Origin of the sequence: Streptomyces sp. NPDC058664 (assembly GCF_042716635.1) — a bacterium.
GTDB lineage: Bacteria > Actinomycetota > Actinomycetes > Streptomycetales > Streptomycetaceae > Streptomyces.
Window position 1 is genome coordinate 1 of the sequence record NZ_JBHXRW010000207.1, and the last position, 1,466, is coordinate 1,466.

Consider the following 1,466-nt stretch of genomic DNA (forward strand, 5'->3'; position numbering starts at 1 on the left):
GCATAGGTCAGCTCGATACGACCGGCAGTTTCGACAGCTGTCGCGCTGCCACCGTCGTCTGCGACCGCAACGCCCGCGGCGAAGGTATCGCCCGCAGCGTCCGAGTTGTCGATGGCCGAGGCGACCGTCTCCGTTGCGAGGCCCACTGGGGTGCGGCCCTGCGCATCGTCCACGACCAGCGCTATGGCGTCGGGGGTGGCCGCCACGGTGGCATCCAGCAGCGAGACCAGGGTGGCGTCGGCGGCGACCGCGTGCGCGGTGTCGTTCCACGCCGTGACGATCTGCGCGGATTCCGGCGTGGTGAGCAGGTCGATGTCGCCGACCGGGATGGTGGCGTCGGCGGCGACCGCGTCGAGCAGCAGCACGAAGCGGTCGGCGAAGCTCTGGACCGTCGACTCGTCGAAAAGATCGATGGCGTAACCGAATTCGGTGACCAGCTGGGCGGGTGCGCCGTCGTCGGTGTAGCGGTCGTAGAGGGTGACGTGCAGGTCGGTCTTGGCCAGCTGGGAGTCGTAGTCGACGGCGCTGACGGTCAGGCCGGGCAGTTCGAAGGTGGTGTCGGCCAGGTTCTGGAACGACAGACCGACCTGGAACAGCGGGTGGCGCGCGGTGGAGCGGACCGGGTTGAGCACCTCGACCAGGCGCTCGAACGGCACGTCGGCGTTGGCGAACGCCGCGATGTCGTCTTCGCGCTGGCGGGCCAGCAGCTCGGTGAACGCTTCGCCGCCGTCGACCTTGGTCCGGAAGACCAGGGTGTTGACGAACATGCCGATCATGTCGTCGAGGGCCGCTTCGCCACGACCGGCCATCGGGGTGCCGATGGCGATGTCGTCGGTGCCCGACAGGCGGGCCAGCAGCACCGCGAGGGCGGTGTGCACGACCATGAACAGCGTCGCACCCTCGGAACGGGCCAGTTCGACCCGCGCGCGGTGGGTGTCGGCGTCGATCTGCAGGTCGACCTTGCTACCCGCGAAGGTCTGCACCGCGGGGCGCGGACGGTCGGCGGGCAGGTCGAGCTGATCGGGCAGGTCGGCGAGGGCCTGCTTCCAGTGCGCGACCTGCTTGGCCGCCATGGAGTCGGCGTCGTCCTCGCTGCCGAGGAGGTCGCGCTGCCAGATGCTGTAGTCGGCGTACTGGACTGCCAGCGGCGCCCAACCGGGCTCGGAGCCCATCGAGCGGGCGGCGTAGGCGGTCATCAGGTCGCGGGTCAGCGGGGCGACCGAGGAACCGTCACCGGAGATGTGGTGGATGACCAGGGCAAGGACGAACTCGTCGGTGTTCTCGACACGGAAGAGGGCAACCTTCAGTGGCACCTCGGTGGTGACGTCGAACATCGTCGACATCAGTTCCGCGACAGCCGATTCCATCTCGTCGGCGGCGACCGTGCGCTCGAGCAGTTCCGGCGCGGCCTGCGCGGGCGACAGGATCACCTGTGCCGCACCGACAGTGCCTTCTGCCCCCTGACC

General features: G+C 69.1%; 1 protein-coding gene. It reads right to left on the reverse strand.

Annotated elements, in window-relative coordinates; genetic code table 11:
- The coding region (locus ACFWUY_RS41600) for a condensation domain-containing protein (RefSeq protein WP_384122228.1) at positions 1-1,430 on the reverse strand (1,430 nt) is incomplete at its 3' end.
- Positions 1,431-1,466: the final 36 nt, after the last annotated feature.